The 17,453-nt window shown below is 61.1% G+C and carries 17 protein-coding genes; 9 read left to right on the top strand and 8 right to left on the bottom strand.

Annotated features, from left to right (window positions below; genetic code table 11):
* Window positions 1-8: 8 nt before the first annotated feature.
* The 4 genes from AC0J6G_RS16055 to adhP form a co-directional block, all read right to left on the bottom strand.
* Window positions 9-1,121: a polyamine ABC transporter substrate-binding protein gene (locus AC0J6G_RS16055; RefSeq protein ID WP_475249379.1), complete on the bottom strand. Its 1,113-nt coding sequence runs from the start codon at window positions 1,119-1,121 to the stop codon at window positions 9-11.
* A gap of 142 nt (window positions 1,122-1,263) precedes the next feature.
* Complete coding sequence (locus AC0J6G_RS16050; RefSeq protein ID WP_475249377.1) at window positions 1,264-2,292, bottom strand: histone deacetylase family protein; 1,029 nt, start codon at window positions 2,290-2,292, stop codon at window positions 1,264-1,266.
* Window positions 2,293-2,579: 287 nt separating this feature from the next.
* The gene (locus AC0J6G_RS16045; RefSeq protein WP_475249375.1) at window positions 2,580-3,572 is read right to left on the bottom strand and encodes an AraC family transcriptional regulator; all 993 of its coding nucleotides are present in this window, start codon (window positions 3,570-3,572) and stop codon (window positions 2,580-2,582) included.
* A gap of 144 nt (window positions 3,573-3,716) precedes the next feature.
* Window positions 3,717-4,739: an alcohol dehydrogenase AdhP gene (adhP, locus tag AC0J6G_RS16040; protein WP_475249373.1), complete on the bottom strand. Its 1,023-nt coding sequence runs from the start codon at window positions 4,737-4,739 to the stop codon at window positions 3,717-3,719.
* 325 nt (window positions 4,740-5,064) lie between these two features.
* Between adhP and purE the strand changes: the two genes are divergently transcribed.
* The 6 genes from purE to AC0J6G_RS16010 all read left to right on the top strand — a co-directional run bounded on the left by purE (window position 5,065) and on the right by AC0J6G_RS16010 (window position 8,831).
* Entirely contained in the window at window positions 5,065-5,556 is a 492-nt protein-coding gene (purE, locus tag AC0J6G_RS16035; protein WP_475249371.1) for a 5-(carboxyamino)imidazole ribonucleotide mutase, read from the top strand.
* A 3-nt stretch (window positions 5,557-5,559) separates the two neighbouring features.
* Window positions 5,560-6,645: a 5-(carboxyamino)imidazole ribonucleotide synthase gene (locus AC0J6G_RS16030; RefSeq protein ID WP_475249369.1), complete on the top strand. Its 1,086-nt coding sequence runs from the start codon at window positions 5,560-5,562 to the stop codon at window positions 6,643-6,645.
* Between the two features lie 51 nt (window positions 6,646-6,696).
* Window positions 6,697-7,455 carry a substrate-binding periplasmic protein gene (locus AC0J6G_RS16025; protein ID WP_475249367.1) on the top strand — a complete coding sequence of 253 codons (759 nt, stop codon included), beginning with the start codon at window positions 6,697-6,699 and terminating at the stop codon, window positions 7,453-7,455.
* A 67-nt stretch (window positions 7,456-7,522) separates the two neighbouring features.
* Window positions 7,523-7,768, top strand: a complete 246-nt coding sequence (locus AC0J6G_RS16020) for a GlsB/YeaQ/YmgE family stress response membrane protein (protein WP_475249365.1) — start codon at window positions 7,523-7,525, stop codon at window positions 7,766-7,768.
* Window positions 7,769-7,802: 34 nt separating this feature from the next.
* A complete protein-coding gene (locus AC0J6G_RS16015; protein ID WP_475249363.1) occupies window positions 7,803-8,336 on the top strand; it encodes a DUF3299 domain-containing protein in 534 nt (177 codons plus the stop codon).
* 15 nt (window positions 8,337-8,351) lie between these two features.
* Window positions 8,352-8,831 (top strand): FAD/FMN-containing dehydrogenase, encoded by a 480-nt coding sequence (locus tag AC0J6G_RS16010; protein WP_475249361.1) that lies wholly within the window; start codon window positions 8,352-8,354, stop codon window positions 8,829-8,831.
* A gap of 30 nt (window positions 8,832-8,861) precedes the next feature.
* Here the strand turns inward: AC0J6G_RS16010 and AC0J6G_RS16005 are convergent, their stop codons facing one another.
* The 3 genes from AC0J6G_RS16005 to AC0J6G_RS15995 form a co-directional block, all read right to left on the bottom strand.
* Window positions 8,862-9,767, bottom strand: a complete 906-nt coding sequence (locus tag AC0J6G_RS16005) for a D-hexose-6-phosphate mutarotase (protein ID WP_475249359.1) — start codon at window positions 9,765-9,767, stop codon at window positions 8,862-8,864.
* Window positions 9,768-9,872: 105 nt separating this feature from the next.
* The gene (locus tag AC0J6G_RS16000) at window positions 9,873-11,249 is read right to left on the bottom strand and encodes a TRAP transporter large permease (RefSeq protein ID WP_170049814.1); all 1,377 of its coding nucleotides are present in this window, start codon (window positions 11,247-11,249) and stop codon (window positions 9,873-9,875) included.
* Window positions 11,242-11,787 (bottom strand): TRAP transporter small permease subunit, encoded by a 546-nt coding sequence (locus AC0J6G_RS15995; RefSeq protein WP_475249356.1) that lies wholly within the window; start codon window positions 11,785-11,787, stop codon window positions 11,242-11,244. Before AC0J6G_RS15995 ends, AC0J6G_RS16000 begins: the two co-directional genes overlap by 8 nt.
* A 195-nt stretch (window positions 11,788-11,982) precedes the next feature.
* Between AC0J6G_RS15995 and AC0J6G_RS15990 the strand changes: the two genes are divergently transcribed.
* Complete coding sequence (locus AC0J6G_RS15990) at window positions 11,983-13,083, top strand: TRAP transporter substrate-binding protein (RefSeq protein ID WP_475249354.1); 1,101 nt, start codon at window positions 11,983-11,985, stop codon at window positions 13,081-13,083.
* Window positions 13,084-13,294: 211 nt separating this feature from the next.
* Here AC0J6G_RS15990 and AC0J6G_RS15985 read toward each other — a convergent pair whose 3' ends face one another.
* Complete coding sequence (locus tag AC0J6G_RS15985; RefSeq protein ID WP_160342913.1) at window positions 13,295-13,696, bottom strand: acyl-CoA thioesterase; 402 nt, start codon at window positions 13,694-13,696, stop codon at window positions 13,295-13,297.
* A 310-nt stretch (window positions 13,697-14,006) separates the two neighbouring features.
* Between AC0J6G_RS15985 and AC0J6G_RS15980 the strand changes: the two genes are divergently transcribed.
* Both AC0J6G_RS15980 and AC0J6G_RS15975 read left to right on the top strand, forming a co-directional pair.
* Entirely contained in the window at window positions 14,007-14,978 is a 972-nt protein-coding gene (locus AC0J6G_RS15980; RefSeq protein ID WP_305591220.1) for a PstS family phosphate ABC transporter substrate-binding protein, read from the top strand.
* Window positions 14,979-15,158: 180 nt separating this feature from the next.
* On the top strand, window positions 15,159-17,444 hold the full coding sequence (locus AC0J6G_RS15975) for an ABC transporter permease subunit (RefSeq protein WP_475249351.1): 2,286 nt from the start codon (window positions 15,159-15,161) through the stop codon (window positions 17,442-17,444).
* Window positions 17,445-17,453: the final 9 nt, after the last annotated feature.

Raw genomic sequence — 17,453 nt, 5'->3', positions numbered from 1 at the left:
CGGCTGCATCAAGTACCCGACTTAATGGTGTTCCACACCCGCGTGCGCACGCGCTCGATTTTCTGCGGCAGCGGTTGTAGCACGTAGAGGGTTTTTTGCGCGTCGCTAGTTGGGGTCAGGTTGGGGTTGTCGCGGATGTCTGCGCCCACCAGGGGCATGGCGTCCTTGTTCGGGTTGGGGTAGCCGAGGAAGTCACTGATTGGCGCCACCACGTTCGGCTCGAGCAGGTTGTTGAGGAACTCATGGGCCTCACTGACGTTTTGCGCGCTTTTCGGGATGGCGAAGGAGTCGTACCACAGCGGCGCGCCTTCCTTCGGCAGACGCCAGTCGACCACCACGCCGTTGCCGGCTTCCTTGGCGCGGTTGGCGAATTGGTAAAAGCTGCCCGAGTAGCCGATGGCCACGCAGATGTCGCCGTTGGCGATGTCGGTCATGTATTTGGCGGAATGGAAGTAGGCGACGTGGGGGCGAATCTTCAGCATCAGCGCGCTGGCTTTTTCGTAGTCCTCAGGCCTGCTGCTGTTGGGGTCTAGGCCCAGGTAGTGCAGGGCGATGGGCAGGATGTCACCGGGCGAATCCAGCATGGCCACGCCGCACTGCTTGAGCTTGCTGATGTTTTCTTCCTTGAAGATCAGGTCCCAGCTGTCCACCGGCGCATCGGCACCCAGCGCTGCCTTGACCTTCTCCGGGTTGAAGCCGATCAGCACGGTGCCGTACATGTAGGGCACGGCGTATTGGTTACCGGGGTCGTTGGCGGACATCAATTGCATCAAGCCTTCGTCCAGGTGCTGCCAGTTGGGTAGCTTGGATTTATCCAGCTTTTGATAGACGTCTGCCTTGATCTGGGTTTCCAGAAAATTATTGCTCGGCACCACCAGGTCATAGCCGGAACGCCCGGTAAACAGCTTGGCTTCGAGGGCTTCATTGCTTTCGAACACGTCCCAGGTCAGCTTGATCCCGGTTCTTTCCGCAAACTCTTTGGGCACTGAGGGCAGGATGTAGTCGGCCCAGTTGTAGACGCGCAGCTCGCGCGGCTTATCCGGCGTTTGCGCCTGGGCCGCAGTGGCCAGCAGGGTTGCGCCGCAGAGGGCGACGGCGAGTAGGTGTTTGATTGTTGTCATTGTTTCGCACCCTTATGTGATTGTTTATCTTGCGTAGGGTGGATGGCGCTTTACCCATCCACCCGGGTTATCTGGGTTGCTCGCGGTGGACGAGAAGAGCGTCAGCTGCGCGCCCCGGTCCACCCTTTGCTGTTGCTGCGTACTACCTACCTTCGAATCCTTCCAGCACGTTGACCGCGTTGACGCCGATGGCTTCCACCGCATAACCGCCTTCCATCACAAACAGGGTCGGCTTGCCGAGGGCGGCGATGCGTTGGCCCATAGCCAGGTAATCCGGGCTGTCGAGCTTGAACTGGGAAATCGGGTCGTCCTTGAAGGTGTCCACGCCCAGCGACACCACAATCACCTCAGCGTCATATTCGGCAATTCGCTGGCAGGCTTGATCCAGCGCCGCGCTCCACACCGCCCACGGGCTGCCCATCGGCAACGGGTAGTTGAAGTTGCAGCCTTCACCCGCGCCTTCGCCGCGTTCATCGGCGTAGCCGAGGAAGAACGGGAATTCATCAGTCGGGTCGCCGTGGATCGAGGCGAACAGCACGTCATTGCGGGTATAGAAGATGTCCTGAGTGCCGTTGCCGTGGTGGTAATCGACGTCGAGGATGGCCACGCGCTGCTTGCCCTGGTCGAGAAACGCCTGGGCGGCGATGGCGGCGTTATTCAGGTAGCAGTAACCGCCCATTAGCTCACCGGCGGCGTGATGGCCCGGTGGGCGGCACAGGGCAAAAGCGCTATGCGCGCCGGCAGAAATCGCGGCCTGACCGCTAAGTGCCACTTGCGCAGCGCTGTAAGCCGCTTGCCAAGTGCCGGCAGTAATCGGCGCACCGCCGTCGAAGCTGTAATAGCCGAGTTGGCCGTGCAGATCCCTGGGGATGACCTGGCGCAGGGTGCGCGCCGGCCAGGTAAAGGGCAGCAGATCGCCGCTGCCGTTTTGCGCTTGCCAGCGCGCCCAGGCGCCTTTGAAGAACTCCAGATAAGCGCCGCTGTGAATGCGCTCAATCGGCGCCAGACCGAAATCCTGCGGTGGGCGCACGTCGCCGAGCTGACGCGCTTTAACGCGCTGCAGAATATGGTCGGCGCGTTGCGGTTTCTCAAAGCAGGGCATCAGCTGGCCATCGATCAGCTCGCAGCTGCCGTGGTGCAGGTGATGGTCGTCGCTGTAAAAAGTCAGCATGTGAAACGGCTCCAGGCTTTTTGTTGTGCTTGCATTGTTCGCCTGTACGGCCGGAATGGAGAACGCTGGCAACGGCCAAAAGGGGATCGAAGTGGCCAAAAAAATCGCCGAGAGCGATTTTTAATGTCGCGCAGCGATGGTCCGTAGGGTGGCTGCCAGGGATGGCAGCCACAAATTGCGCGGTCGCCATGGCATTTCGTGGGAGGCGCTTTAGCGGCGAGCTGTTTGATCGTGGTTATCGCGGCTAAAGCCCCTCCCACAAGTCCCTGCCACCGCACGGCGCAGGCTCAGGCGCGAAAACGGCTCGGCGCCACGCCGCTCCAGCGCTGGAAGGCGTGCCTGAAACTGGCCGTTTCGCTAAAGCCGAGGTATTCGGCAATCCGGCAGATTGGCCAATCATCCTGGCCAAGCAGGGTTTTCGCCCGCTCGAAGCGCAGCTCGTCTAGCAGTTCCTGGTAATGCGTGCCCAGCTCCTGCAGGTGCCGGCGCAGGGTGCGCGGCGAGCAGTGCATCTGCTGCGCCAGGTGCGCCAGGCCCGGTGGCGCCGTCAGCTGTTCGGCCAGCAGTTGGCGGATGCGCGCGAGCCAGGCTTGGCGGCTGTTGAACTCGCTATTTTGCTTGCGGCAGCGCTCAAGCATTTCCCGGTGGGTGACCGCATCGGCCAGCGGCAACGGTTGCTGCAGCCAGCGCGCGGGGAAGGCAAACGCATTGCGCGCGGCATTGAACTGCAGCGGGCAGGCGAAGCTGTGCGGGTAGCGCGCGCTGTAAGCCGGTTCGCGGTAGCTAAACTGCGCGGCGCTGAGCGGCAGGGGCTGACCGAGCAGGTCATCGCCGATCAGCTTGAGCGAGGCTAGGCACATTTCCAAGTTGAATACTTCAAGCTCCGGGCTGTGCTGGTAATCGCTGGCGCTGACCCAGGCCAGCTCGCCTTCGATGTGCATATCCAGCTTGAAATAGGTGCCGAGCAGCGCCGGGTATTGCAGCAGCAACCGCCAGGCGTCACCAAAGGTGGCACTGGAGAGGGCGGCGTAACCGACCATGCCGTAGGCCGACACATGCATGCGCCGGCCCAGTGCCAAGCCCAGGTCACTGCGCAACTTCAGGGCATTGGCGCACACCTGCAGCTCTTGTGTGCGGGTGATACGCGTATCGGCGCAGGCTAGATCGGCCGCCGCAATGCCGCTGTCTGCCAACAGTTGCTCGGTGAGCTCAGCGTGCGCGGTGAAAATATCGAGGATTTGCGCGACCACATGCAGGGTGGTCAGGTAGGCATGCATCATTGGAATAACCGCACCAGTTTAGATGCCGGAATGACGCAAGAATTATGCCGCGCCATGGCGCCAGGTGCCGGCCAGTGGTTACAGGGTTGGGGCGGTGGTGCAGGCACCGCTGCGGTGCCTGCCGGTGGTATCGATTGGTGAAGGCTAGAACTGCAGCACCGTGCGCCCTTCGATTTGGCCGTTGCGCATCTGCTCGAAAATGCCGTTGATGTTGTCCAGCGTATCGCTGTGCACCGTGGCTTTAACCTTGCCTTCGGCGGCGAACTCCAGGGCTTCTTGCAGGTCGGCGCGGGTGCCGACGATGGAGCCGGTGATGCTGATGGCCTTAAGCACCACATCGAAAATCGGCGTCGGGAAGTCGCCTGGCGGCAGGCCGACCAGAGCGACGGTGCCGTGTCGCCGCGCCATGCCGATGGCCTGCCCAAACGCCGCGTTAGACACCGCCGTGACCAGCACGCCGTGAGCGCCACCGATGTCACGCTGAATCACCTCAACCGGGTTTTCCTTGCGTGCGTTGATGGTCAGGCTGGCTCCGAGCTTGCGTGCCAGTTCCAGCTTGGCGTCATCCACATCCACGGCGGCAACATGCAAGCCCATGGCCCGCGCATATTGCACGGCCACATGCCCCAGCCCACCGATGCCGGAAATCACCACCCATTGGCCAGGCCGCGCGCCGGTGACCTTTAGCCCTTTGTAGACGGTGACGCCAGCGCAAAGGATGGGCGCAATTTCCAGAAAGCCGATGTCTTTGGGCAAAATGCCAACGTAGTTAGGGTCGGCGATGACGTATTCGGCAAAGCCACCATTGATCGAGTAACCGGTGTTTTGCTGGGTTTCACAGAGCGTTTCCCAGCCGGTCAGGCAGTGTTCACAGCAACCGCACGCGCTGTACAGCCACGGCACGCCAACGCGGTCGCCCTCTTTTACGCGGGTTACGCCGCTGCCCACGGCAGCCACGTAGCCAACGCCTTCGTGGCCGGGGATAAAAGGCAGGCTGGGTTTGACCGGCCAATCACCCTCGGCGGCGTGCAGGTCGGTGTGGCACACCCCCGAGGCTTCGATCTTCACCAGAATCTGTCCTGGACCTGGCAATGGCGTTCTAACTTCCTCGATGCGCAGTGGCTCGCCAAAGGCGTGAACCACCGCTGCTTTCATGGTCGTGTTCATGGGCAACTCCTGTTTAATGAACGGGCTGGGGCAGTGTGCGTGCACTGACTCAGCAGGACTTTGTCCCAGCGCAACACTAGCGAGGTTTTTGCGGCGGCCTGGGTCTGAGTGACAAGCGGTTAAGGCAGGTGCCTGGCTATTTCGCTGCGCGTGCCGTTTAGCGCGGCCGTGCAGGAAATGGCAGCAGCCCCCAGGCTTTACGGTATACTGCGCGGCCTTTGGCCGGTCGCACCGGCCGGAATTCGCACACAAGCCACGCCGGTTATCCCGCGTGGCTTGTTGGTTTTTGCCGCGCCCGTGGGCGCACTTGAGAAGAGGCACGACGATGAGCGCACTGGTTGGCGTGATCATGGGCTCCAAGTCCGATTGGTCCACCCTTAGCCACACCGCCGAGATGCTGGATAAGCTGGGCATCCCGTACGAAGTGAAGGTGGTTTCTGCCCACCGCACGCCGGACCTGCTGTTTCAGTACGCCGAGCAGGCTGACGCGCGCGGCATTCAGGTGATTATTGCCGGTGCCGGTGGTGCAGCCCACTTGCCGGGCATGTGTGCGGCCAAGACCCACCTGCCGGTACTCGGTGTGCCGGTGCAGTCGGCCGTGCTCTCGGGCGTCGACTCGTTGCTGTCGATTGTGCAGATGCCGGCCGGTATTCCGGTCGCCACCCTGGCCATCGGCAAGGCCGGTGCCGTCAACGCGGCGTTACTGGCGGCGAGCATTCTCGGCCACCAGCACCCGCATTTCCATACGGCGCTCAAGCAGTTCCGTCAGGAACAGACCGAAACCGTGCTGGAAAACCCGGACCCGCGTGAGGCTTAATCGATGAAGATCGGCGTAATTGGTGGCGGCCAGCTGGGTCGCATGTTGGCCCTGGCAGGCACCCCGCTGGGGATGAACTTTGCTTTTCTCGACCCGGCGCCGGATGCCTGCGCACAAGCACTGGGCGAGCATATCCGCGCCGATTACGGCGATCAGGATCACCTGCGTCAGTTGGCCGATGAAGTGGATTTGGTTACCTTCGAGTTCGAAAGCGTCCCCGCCGAGACCGTGGCCTTCCTCTCGCAGTTCGTGCCGGTGTATCCGAGCGCTGAAGCTCTGCGTATCGCTCGTGATCGCTGGTTCGAAAAATCCATGTTCAAGGACCTCGGCATTCCGACCCCGGATTTCGCCGATATCCAATCGCAGGCTGACCTCGACGCGGCCGTGGCGAGCATCGGCCTGCCGGCGGTGATGAAGACCCGCACCCTGGGTTACGACGGCAAGGGCCAGAAAGTTCTGCGCAAACCTGAAGACGTCGTCGGTGCTTTTGCCGAGTTGGGCAGCGTGCCGTGCATTCTCGAAGGCTTCGTGCCGTTTACCGGCGAAGTGTCGCTGGTGGCAGTGCGTGCCCGTGATGGGGAAACGCGCTTCTACCCGTTGGTGCACAACCGCCACGACAGCGGCGTGCTGGCGCTGTCCATCGCCAGCAGCGATCACCCGCTGCAGGCGCTGGCCGAAGATTACGTCAGCCGTGTGCTTAAGCAGCTGGATTACGTGGGTGTGCTGGCCTTTGAGTTCTTCGAAGTGGATGGCGGCCTGAAAGCCAACGAAATTGCTCCGCGCGTGCACAACTCCGGGCACTGGACCATCGAAGGCGCCGAGTGCAGCCAGTTCGAAAACCACCTGCGCGCCGTTGCCGGCTTGCCGCTGGGTTCGACGGCCAAGGTCGGTGAGAGCGCGATGCTTAACTTTATCGGTGTGGTTCCGCCGGTGGAGCAGGTCATCGCCATCGCTGATTGCCGTTTGCACCACTACGGCAAGGCCTTTAAGGCCGGGCGTAAGGTCGGGCATGCCACTTTGCGCTGCGCGGATCGCGCCACCCTGGATAAGCAGATCGCCGTGGTTGAGGCGTTGATCGCCAAGTCCTGACGCCGGCTTTGTGACTAAGCTCTTGCGTAGGCCATACACAAGAGCTTCTTCATGAAGTACCTGTTGCTGCCGTTTTTGTTGTACCTGCCGCTGTGCCAAGCCGAATGGGTGTTACGCGCCGATTATCGGGAGCGTCCGCCGGAAATGCAGGCCCTCGACTCACTCCCCGTCGGTCCGCTGATTGAGGTGCTCGACAGCGCCGCGCAACGCGTCGGTGCGCGCATTGAATGGCGCTACGTGCCTTTTGTGCGCAGCCTAGAAGACCTCAAATCTGGACGCATTGATCTGGTGCCGCGCGTATTGTTTACCGCCGAGCGCATGGACTACGTGCACTTTCTGCCGTCCATCGGCAGCCAGCGCAAAAGCATCCGCTTTATCGTCAAGGCCGGTCAGCAGGCCAGCCTGCGCAATTATGCCGACCTGCAAGGTAAGGTCATCGGGGTCAAACGTGGCACTGCCTATTTCGAGGCGTTCGATGGTGACAGTGCGCTGACAAAAAGCCTGGCGACGGACGACTACCTGCTGGCCGGGATGTTTCGCGCTGGGCGTGTGGATGTGATGGTGGTGCTGGATGCCGAAGCCATCGAGGCGCAGTTCCACAAGATTGGTTTTAGCGACTACAGCTATGCCGACTACCAGTATGAGCAATCGGTCGGTAATTATTACGGGGCATCGCTGCGCCACTATCGGGGCGAGAAAAAGGCCCTCTACGAGCAGTTAGGCCAGGCGCTGCGCGGCATGCGCGAGAGCGGCGAGATTGCGCGCATCTATCATCGCTACGGCGTCGCACCCCCGGAGACCGACGAGTAGCGAACTGCCGGCTTTTCCCGTGGTCGAATCGGGGTCTTAAATCCAACCGTTCATTCAGGAGGCTCGCATGAGCATTATTGGCATCATTTTTATCGGCCTGATCGTCGGTCTGATCGCGCGCTTTCTCAAACCTGGCAACGACAGCATGGGCTGGATCATGACCATCCTGCTGGGCGTCGGCGGTTCAATCGCCGCCACCTATGGCGGTCAGGCGCTGGGCATCTACAAGGTGGGCGAGTCCGCTGGTTTTATCGGCGCAGTAATCGGCGCCGTGGTACTGCTGGTAATCTATGCCGCTGTCAGAAAGGACTGATGTCCTTTCACCCCGCTGCCCTGTGAGCCCGCCGATGCGCTATCTGTTGTTACCCCTGCTGCTTGCCAGCACCTTGGCCTGCGCTGAACTGCCGGAAACCGATTGGCTTGAGCTGATGCCGCCGGAAGACCGCCAGGCCTTGGAAGACATGCCCGAGATCAGTCATCAGGGTCTTGAGCAGGACAGCGGCTTCTACAACCCCGGCGGCCTCAAGCAGCAGGATCAAAACCTGCCGGCGGTGATGTTCTCGACGAAAACCGTCGCCGCCTTTGACGGCAAACCCATCCGCTTGGGCGGTTACCCGGTGCCGCTGGAAACTGACAGCAAAGGCCGCAGCACACTGTTCTTCCTGGTTCCCTATCCCGGCGCCTGCATTCACGTGCCGCCACCGCCACCGAACCAGCTGGTGTTGGTGCGCTACCCCCAAGGCATTGAGCTGGAAGACATCTACAACCCGCTTTGGGTCAGCGGCACATTGCAGATTGAGCAGGTCAATAACGAGTTGGCGGATGCCGCGTATGCCATGCAGGCGGATGTGGTGAGGGTGGTGACCGATGAAGATTTATAAGACCGGAGCTGCAGCATGAAAACCGCGCTCGCAATGTGGCTGTGCCTGATGTGCACCAGCGCCATGGCCCTGGAAAATGGCGAGCATCTCGCGCCCTGGACCCTGCTCGATCAGCACGACCAGGCCTATACCCTGGACAATCAGCTCCAGGTGCTGCTGGTGGCCCGCAGCATGGACGCTGCCAAGCTGGTTGACGCGGCCCTGCAAGGCAAGCCCAAGGGCTATCTGGAGCAACGCCATGCGGTCTTTCTTGCGGATATCAGCCGCATGCCCGCGATGATTGCGACCCTGTTCGCTCTTCCCAAAATGCGCGGCTACAACTACCGCATCCTCCTCGACCGCGATGCCCGCATCACCCCGCGCTACCCGGTGGACACAGACAGTGTGCTCTGGCTCGACCTGCGCAGCGGCAAACTGCAGGGGCAGCGCCGCTTCAATGACGCGAGCGCCTTGTCTCAGGCTCTGGAATCACATGAGGCTGCCGCGCCGCAGTAATTGCCTACTCCCGTCATGTACCAAGTGGGATCAGCACGTCCATTCTTCAGCCCACAGGCTCAGAGCAAGCTGATGCTCCTCACCTGGCGCGAGCACACGGATGTCTTCCAGTACGTTGGCGTGTTCGATACACAGCATGCTGGGCCAGGCGTCGGCGGCGAATTGTGAGAGGCGTTGCGCCTTGTCGATCCAGGGGTTCCACAGTACGGCCGAGTTGGAGCCGCTGCTGTGCAGTTGGATGCGCCGCTGCCAGGCGCGGTCGAGGATGCTCAGCTGCGCTGGGGTGCCCTGGTAGATGCGGTCCGTCTCGCCGCTGAAGTGCAGCAGGCCGTCCTGCTGGCGTTGCTGCCAGTCTTCTAGGGTTTCGATATAGCGGCAGCCTTGCAGGCCTTCGACTGCGACGTGACGGATATCGCTGACGGCAAAATAGCTGTGCAGCGCCTGGCTGATGGCCAGCGGCGTATCGCCCAGGTTGCGGCTGCTGAGCTGAATATGCAGGCGCTCATCCAGGCGAATGCTCAGGCGCAGTTCAGCTGCGTGGGGCCAGTCAGCGAGCGGCTGGTCAGCGCTGTTGTAGACGAACGCCAAGTGGACGCCGTCATCCTGGCTATCGATGCCCTGTAGCTGCCAGTCGAGGGTGCGCACCAGGCCGTGAGCGGGCGCGGTATCCGGCTGCAGATGCATGGCCTGTACCGCCTGTGGGTTGCGTTGCAGGCCGCCGAACCAGGGCCAGCACACCGGCACGCCGCCGCGCACACCCTGGCCGCGTTTGTAGGCAGCCTGCTCGCTGAGCCAGATCAGCGGCGGCTGCTCATCTTCCTGGTAGCTGAGTATCTGCGCGCCTTGCTGACTGATCAGCAGCTCGCGAGCACCAACGCGTACGCGCCGGCAGGTCAGTTCATCCAGCTCAAGGCGTTCAACATGGGATCTGGCCATTGGCGTACTCGCAGAGGGAAGAATAAAGAAGGCTATTGGAGCCCAGCTTACGCGCAGAAAGCAAAACGCCCGTCAGTGACGGGCGTTCTGTGGCTGGAGCCAGGCTTATTTGCCGTAAACCTGCTCCGGCAACCAGGTGATCAGCCCCGGGAACTGGTAGGCAATCACCAGCAGCAGGATCTGGATCAGGATAAACGGCACCACGCCCTTATAGATGGTGCTGGTGGGCACTGACGCCGGGGTGACCCCGCGCAGGTAGAACAGCGCGAAGCCGAACGGCGGAGTAAGGAAGGACGTCTGCAGGTTCAGCGCGATCATCACGCCCAGCCACACCGGATCCAGGCCCATGGCCAGCAAGACCGGGCCGACAATCGGCACCACCACGAAGGTGATCTCGATAAAGTCGAGGATAAAGCCGAGCAGGAAGATCACCACCATCACCAGGAAGAACGCGCCGAGCACGCCGCCGGGTAACTGAGCAAAGATGTCCTCAATCATCGCTTCGCCGCCGAAGCCGCGGAACACCAGGGAGAACAGTGAGGCGCCGATCAGGATGAGGAACACCATGGCGCTGATTTCGGTGGTGCCGTAGGCCACTTCGCGCAGCTGGCCGAAGTTCAGCTTGCCCTTGTAGAAGGCCAGCAGCATGGCGCCGAGAGCGCCGAGTGCAGCGGCTTCGGTCGGGGTGGCGTAGCCGGCGAGGATCGAGCCGAGTACCGCACCGATCAACAGCAGCGGCGGTACCAGGGCGTTGATCAGCTTGCCCCATTCGATCGGGCCCAGCTCCTCCTGCGGCAGCGCCGGCAGCTTCTTCGGTTGCAGGATCGCCACGCCGATGATGTAGAGGATATACATGCCCACCAGCATCAAACCGGGGATCAGCGCACCGACGAACAGGTCACCGACCGAGACGGTCTTCGGCGAGAAGATGCCCATCTTCAGCTGCGCCTGTTGATAGGCGCTGGACATCACGTCGCCCAGCAGCACCAGCACGATGGACGGCGGAATGATCTGCCCCAGGGTGCCGGTGGCGGCCAGGGTGCCGGTGGCAATCGCCGGGTCATAACCGCGGCGCAGCATGGTTGGCAGGGCCAGCAGGCCCATGGTCACCACGGTGGCGCCAACGATACCGGTGGATGCCGCCAGCAGTGCGCCGACCACACACACGGAAATCGCCAGGCCGCCGCGCAGGGTGCCGAACAGCCGCGACATGGATTCCAGCAGGTCTTCGGCGACCCTGGACTTCTCCAGCATTACGCCCATAAACACGAACAGCGGCACCGCCAGCATGGTCTGGTTGTTCATGATGCCGAACAGGCGGTTGGGCAGGGCGCTCAGGTAGCCGCCATCGAAGGTGCCGGTGAGAATGCCGATACCGGCAAACAGCAGCGACACGCCGCCCAGGGTAAAGGCCACCGGGTAGCCGGCCATAAGGGCTGCGCAGATGCTGATAAACAGCAGAATCGCCATCAACTCAGCCATGCTTCACCTCCGCAGCTGGCAGGCGGCCGCTAAGGATATTGGCGAATTTGATCAAGTCGGAGATTCCTTGCAGCACCAGGCTGATCACCAGCACCAGGATGATGCTCTTTTGTAGGTAGACGAATTTCAGGCCGCCTGACTCGCTGGAGCCTTCCAGGGTCGACCAGGAATTACTGACGTAATCCCAACTGGCCCAACCCAGGAACAGGCACACCGGCAGCAGAAACAGCAACGTGCCGATGCTATCGACCAGGGCTTTACGTTTGGCGCTGAACATTTGATAGAAGATGTCCACGCGCACATGGCCGTTGCGTTGCAGCACCCATGCCGCAGCACCCATGAATACCAGCGCGTGGCCGTAGAGCACGGCTTCCTGCAGGGCAGTGGCGCCGATGCCGAAACCGTAACGCAGAACCACCACGATGGCGGTGCCAAGCACCAGAAACAGGGTCAGCCAGGAACAGGCTTTGCCGAAGCGGGCGTTGAATGAGTCGATCAGATGAGCAAGGCCGAGCAGCAGGGGCGGTTTATCGGACATCATGAGTCCTTATGGTTATGGGCTGTATGGGCAGGCCGACGATTCTAGGGGGGCCTTGGTGAATGCGGCAATGGCACTGCAACTTTAGTCGTATCCACTAGGCTTGAGAGGGCGCTTAGCTCTATGTTAGTTAAACGCGGTGGGTCCGCAGTGTTCCTGTGGCCAAACCACTACAACAACAATAAGGAGCATTGCATGAAACGTCGTCAAATTCTCGCCGCTGCAGGTGTAGGCCTGGCAGCCACCGCACTGGCTGGCTGCAAGCAAGAGGCTGAAACCGCTGGCAAGCCCCAAGAAGGCGCGAGTGCTGAAACCTTCAACTGGAAAATGGTGACCTCCTGGCCGAAGAACTTCCCCGGCGTTGGTGTGGGTGCCGAGCGCTTTGCCAAGCTGGTTGAAGAAATGAGTAACGGCCGTTTGAAGGTCAAGGTTTATGCCGCTGGCGAGCTGGTTCCGGCGCTGGAAGTGTTCGATGCCGTGAGCCGCGGCACCGCCGAAATGGGCCATGGCGCGCCTTACTACTGGAAAGGCAAAGTACCGGCCGCGCAGTTTTTCTGCGCCCTGCCATTTGGCCCCAATGCCCAGGAAATGAACGCCTGGCTGCACAAGGGCGGCGGTATGCAACTGTGGGAAGAAACCTACAAGCCGTTCGGCGTACTGCCGATGGCCTGCGGGGCGACCGGTGTGCAAACGGCGGGTTGGTTCAACAAGGAAATCAACGGCGTGGCCGACTTCCAGGGCCTTAAGATGCGGACCCCAGGCCTGGGCGGCGAAGTGTTGACCAAAATGGGCGGCACCGTGGTCAACCTGCCGGCCGGTGAAATTTTCACCGCGCTGCAAACGGGCGCCATCGACGCCACCGAGTGGATTGGCCCTTACAACGACCAGGCTCTGGGCCTGCACAAAGCCGCCAAGTACTACTACACCCCGGGCTGGCAAGAGCCGAACGTCACCTTTGAGCTGGACGTCAACATCAAGGCCTGGGAAACCCTGCCGGCGGATCTGCAGGCCATCGTCCGCGCTGCGGCGCGTGATGTGAACGGCGACATGCTTGACGATTACAACGCCAAAAACATGGAAGCCCTGGAGCAACTCAAAGGCGAAGGTGTAGAGGTGCGCCGTCTGCCAGACGATGTGCTGGCCAAGCTCAAGGAAGTGGCCGCCGAAGTGGTCGATGCCAGCGCTGCAGCCGATCCGGTGGCGAGCAAGGTGTGGGCTCAGCAGAAAGCCTATCTGCAGCGCCTTTATGACTATGCCGAGATGAACGAGAAGGATATCTACAACATCCGCGGCTAATTCTTAGCTCGTAGAAACTGTCTACGAGCTCGCGAGCTAGAGCCAGACAAGGCAAAAACAGCCGAGGAAGCGGAGTTTACGTGTTGTAAATGAGCATTCCGAGGCTGTTTTTAACGCGGGATGGCCGACGCGCAGCAGATCGTAAACAGGTTCTTAGCGCACAGCAAAACGCCGGCTCATAGCCGGCGTTTTTGTTTCTACAGTACTGTCGTTAACGGCGCGCTGGCACCGGGCGCGTGCGGCCGCTGCCGTCGATGGCGACAAATACGAAGACCGCCTCGGTAACCTTTCGCCATTCGCTGGACAGCGGATCATCGCTCCACACTTCGACCAGCATCTGGATCGAGCTGCGGCCCACTTCCACGGTTTGCGTGTAGAAGGACAATTGCGCGCCCACCGCCACCGGCACCAGAAAGGCCATGCGGTCGATGGCCACGGTGGCCACACGGCCGCCGGCAACCTTGCTGGCCATGGCCGTGCCGGCCAGGTCCATCTGCGACACGAGCCAGCCGCCGTAAATATCGCCAAAACCGTTGGTTTCACGCGGCAGTGCGGTGATCTGCAAAGCCAGGTCGCCTTGCGGGATGGGGTCTTCCTGTTCGAAATCGTGCATCGGATAGGCTCGCGGCGCGGTTGTTGTTATAGGCGCGGTGCGGGGCATGGCGGTGGCGGCGAGTCAGGCTCTACGGCGATCACGGTTGCGCCCTGCAAGCCCACGGGAGTGCGGGCGTGGCGAGTATAACGACTCAACAGTCGCAGGGCGACCATGGCGCTTTGCCCTCAGGGTTTTCCCGCGCGTTTACCGGTGGCGGCAAAACTTAGGCGACGTTCATCTAACTGTCACATTGCTTACATACAGTCTTCATGCGGCCTACGGACACTTGGCCCCGTTCAATCCAACACTAGTTTTCCAGGAGTAAGGCATGAAACTTAAGCGTTTGATGGCGGCCATGACGTTTGTCGCCGCTGGCGTGGCTACCGCCACTGCGGTTGCTGCTGTCGACCCGGCTCTGCCGAGCTACACCAAGACTTCCGGCGTATCGGGCAACCTGTCCAGTGTCGGTTCCGACTCCCTGGCCAACCTGATGACCCTGTGGGCTGAAGAGTTCAAAAAGGAATACCCGAACGTCAACATCCAGATCCAGGCAGCCGGCTCAAGCACTGCGCCGCCCGCTCTGACTGAAGGCACCGCCAGCATGGGCCCGATGAGCCGTGCCATGAAAGATGCCGAGATCCAGGCATTTGAAGAGAAATACGGCTACAAGCCGACTGCTGTACCGGTGGCCATCGACGCTCTGGCCGTATTCGTGCACAAAGATAACCCGATCAAGTCCTTGGACATGGCTCAGGTTGACGCGATCTTCTCCAGCACCCGCCTGTGCGGTGGCGCTACCGATATCAAAACCTGGGGTGACCTGGGTATGACCGGCGAGTGGGCGGCCAAGCCGATCCAGCTGTTCGGTCGTAACTCGGTATCCGGCACCTACGGTTACTTCAAAGAAGAAGCCCTGTGCAAAGGCGACTTCAAGGCTAACGTCAACGAGCAGCCGGGTTCGGCTTCCGTGGTGCAGTCGATCTCCAGCACCATCAACGCCATCGGTTACTCGGGCATCGGCTACAAGACGTCCAGCGTGAAGACTGTGCCGCTGTCGAAGAAAGGCGGCGAAGCCTTTGACGCCAACGAAGAAAACGCCCTGGCTGGCAAGTTCCCGCTGGCTCGCTTCTTCTACGTTTACGTCAACAAAGCCCCGAACAAGCCACTGAGCCCGCTGGACGCCGAGTTCGTCAAGCTGGTGCTGTCCAAGCAAGGCCAGGAAGTTGTGGTGAAAGACGGCTACATCCCGCTGCCGAGCAAAGTGGCTGCGAAAACCCTGAAGGAACTGGGCCTGGAGTAATCCCGGTATAGGCAAGGACGCCTAAGTCAGTCGCACGCCCGCCTTCGTTTACGACAGGCGGGCGTTGCTTTGTCAAAGCGCTGTAACTTTTCTGTCACATAGGGTCGCTAGAGTTAGCGCCTTGAATTGCGACAGAAATCACTATGGCGCGCTCATGGCTGCGCAGAGACGCTCTTACCTATGAATGACTTGGCTAGTGAAACCATGACCGCCACATCTAAATCCCTCGGGCTGGACTTCAACACCCCAGCCCTGCAGCGCAAACGCCGTTTGCGCGCACTCAAAGACCGCGTAGCACGCTGGGCGGTATCGATCGGTGGTATGGCCGTATTGGGCGCCATCACCTTGATCTTCTTCTACTTGGCCTACGTGGTGCTGCCGATGTTTCAGGGCGCCAGCATGGACAGCCGCAAGCCGGTACAGGTGGCCTGGTTAAATGAAGCGGCCGCGCCGTTGCTGCTGACCCTGGAAGAACAGAACCAGATGGGCATGCGCCTGGATCAGAACGGCAAGGTGCAGTTCTTTGACGCGAAGAACATGCAGTCGCTGAACAGCATGCAGCTGCCGATCCCGGCCGATGTACGCATTGCCTCGGTCGGCCAGGACCAGCCGGGCAGCAACCGTGTGGCCTTGGGCCTGTCCAACGGCCAGGTGCTGGTGTTCCAGCATGTTTACAAACTCAGCTACCCGAATGATGTGCAAACCATCACGCCGAGCATCGAGTACCCGTTCGGCGAAGCGCCGATTGAACTCGACCCGCAGGGCCGTGAGCTGGATCACATGGGCGTCAGCCTGAACGGCGGCACGCTGATGCTGGCGGGCTCCACCGGCACCGAGCTGCACGTACTGAGCCTGGGCCGCGAAGAAAACATGATGACCGGCGAGGTCACCCTCAGCGAAGAGCGCGTGGCTCTGCCGCAGATCGCCGAGCCGATCAAGGCGCTGATGATCGACCCACGCCACCTGTGGCTGTATGTGGTCAACGGTCGCGCCACGGCCGATGTGTTCGACATGCGCAGCAACAGCCTGAATGGCCGCTACAAGCTGCTCGATGACGGCAAGCTGGAAGTCAGCAATGCCACTTCACTGCTCGGCGGCATCTCGCTGATGATCGGCGACAGCAGCGGCGGCATCGCCCAGTGGTTTATGGTGCGTGAAGCCGACGGCAAGGCGGTGCTGAAATCGATCCGCAGCTTCCAGCTGGCTGACAGCCCGATCATTCAGATTCTCCCGGAAGAGCGTCGCAAGGGCTTCTTCGCCCTAGACGCCAAAGGCAACCTGGGTATCTTCCACAGCACCGCGCACCGCACGTTGCTGGTTGAGCCGGTGGCTGAAGGTCAGGCCCTGGCCGCCCTGTCGCCGCGTGCCAACCGTTTGTTAGTGGAGAGCGATGGCCAGCTGCAACGCTTGATCATTGATAACCCGCACCCGGAAATTTCCTGGAGTTCGCTGTGGGGCAAGGTCTGGTACGAGAACTACGACGCGCCGGGCCACGTTTGGCAGTCGACGTCCGCCAGCACCGACAACGAACCCAAGCTGAGCCTCGCACCGCTGGCCTTCGGTACGCTGAAAGCGGCGTTTTACGCCATGCTCCTGGCGGCACCGCTGGCCATCGCGGCTGCGCTGTACACCGCCTACTTCATGGCTCCAGCGCTGCGTCGCAAGATCAAGCCGGTGATTGAGCTGATGGAAGCGCTGCCAACGGTGATTCTCGGCTTCTTCGCCGGCCTGTTCCTCGCCCCTTATGTGGAAGGCCATTTGCCGGGCATCTTCAGCCTGCTGATCTTTACCCCGATCGGCATTCTGCTGGCCGGTTACCTGTGGAGCCGTCTGCCGGAGTCGATTCGCCTGAGCGTGCCGGATGGCTGGGAGTCGGCGATGCTGATCCCGGTGATCCTGTTGGTGGGTTATGTGTCGCTGGCCATGAGCGGGCACGTCGAGAACTGGCTATTCGACGGCAATATGCGCATGTGGTTGAGCAATGACCTGGGCATCCCGTTCGACCAGCGCAACGCCCTGGTCGTCGGCCTGGCCATGGGCTTTGCGGTGATCCCGACCATTTACTCGATTGCCGAAGACGCCGTGTTCAGCGTGCCGAAGAGCCTGACGTTCGGTTCTCTGGCCCTCGGTGCCACGCCGTGGCAGACCCTGACTCGCGTGGTCATCCTCACTGCAAGCCCTGGCATCTTCTCGGCGGTGATGATCGGCATGGGCCGCGCCGTTGGCGAAACCATGATCGTGCTGATGGCCACGGGTAACACCGCGATTATGGACATGAACATCTTCGAAGGTCTGCGCACCCTGGCCGCCAACGTGGCGGTGGAAATGCCCGAATCGGAAGTCGGTGGTACGCATTACCGCGTGCTGTTCCTCTCAGCGCTAGTGCTGCTCGGCTTCACCTTTGTCATGAACACCCTGGCAGAGCTGGTGCGCCAGCGTCTGCGCGTCAAGTACGCCTCGCTCTAAGGCTTGGGA

The sequence above is a fragment of the Pseudomonas sp. TS_SC_3 genome, from assembly GCF_056156225.1.
The sequence above is the reverse complement of the archived record's forward strand: the minus strand, read 5'-3'. Positions and strand labels throughout refer to the sequence as shown.